The sequence below is a fragment of the Corynebacterium sp. p3-SID1194 genome, from assembly GCF_025144155.1.
Classification (GTDB): domain Bacteria; phylum Actinomycetota; class Actinomycetes; order Mycobacteriales; family Mycobacteriaceae; genus Corynebacterium.
In genome coordinates, this window is sequence record NZ_JALXWY010000050.1 from 1 (window position 1) to 493 (window position 493).

A 493-nucleotide genomic window follows, 5' to 3' on the forward strand; every position below is an offset into this window, starting at 1 on the left:
GCCATCCCAGGGCACTGGGAAGGAGACCTCGTCATCGGCAAAGGCGGCAAAAGTGCTTTGATCACCCTGATTGAACGCTCCAGCCGGTACACCCTACTGGGGCACTTGCCGGAAGAGCATTCCTCGGCCACCGTCGTCGGCACGCTGCAACGCATGGTCAAAGACTTAGGTGCGGAACGGCTTAAAACCATCACCTGGGACCAAGGACCGGAAATGTCCCTAACCGCCACAGTCGCCATCGCTGATGGGTGCAAGGTCTACTTCTGCGACCCGCACTCACCGTGGCAGCGGCCGACGAACGAAAACACCAACGGCGAAATCCGGCGCCGATTCTTCCCGAAAGGCACCGACTTCGCCCTCGTGAGCGCCGAGGAAGTCGCATGGGTCCAAAACGAACTCAACGACACCCCCATCGTCAAATTTGACGGAGCCACACCCCGTGAAAAACTAGAAGAACTATTCAACGGTGGCGCAATCACCGCATGATCCCGCC

General features: G+C 58.8%; 1 protein-coding gene. It reads left to right on the plus strand.

Annotated features, from left to right (window positions below):
* Positions 1 to 486, plus strand: a 486-nt coding sequence (locus tag M3G19_RS11840; RefSeq protein ID WP_259902799.1) for an IS30 family transposase, incomplete at its 5' end; no start/stop codon positions are given.
* Positions 487 to 493 lie beyond the last annotated feature (7 nt).